Here is a 270-nt window from a genome sequence, read left to right as displayed (position 1 = left end):
GTGAGGTGGTCGGCGAAGACGGGGGAGGTGGTGAGGAGGTGGGTGGCCATGCCGTCCCACTGGGAGCCCTGGCCGGGGAAGACGAACACCACCTTGCCGGGTGTGGTGACCGAGCCCCGTACGACGTCCGGGCTCTCGACTCCGCCGGACAGGGCGTCGAGTGCCTGTACCAACCCGTCCCGGTTCTCCGCGGTGAGGACGGCCCGGTGGTCGAGGTGGGCGCGGCCGTCGGCCAACACCTTGGCCACGGCGTCGAGTTCGGTGCCGGGA

1 protein-coding gene is annotated in these 270 nt (G+C 71.5%); it reads right to left on the bottom strand.

The window, feature by feature from the left end:
- Positions 1–270: acyltransferase domain-containing protein (locus tag ADL12_RS27610; RefSeq protein WP_159053316.1), on the bottom strand; the 270-nt coding region annotated here is incomplete at both ends.

The organism is Streptomyces regalis, from assembly GCF_001509475.1.
In the GTDB taxonomy this organism is placed as follows: Bacteria; Actinomycetota; Actinomycetes; order Streptomycetales; family Streptomycetaceae; genus Streptomyces; species Streptomyces regalis.
The sequence above is the reverse complement of the archived record's forward strand: the minus strand, read 5'-3'. Positions and strand labels throughout refer to the sequence as shown.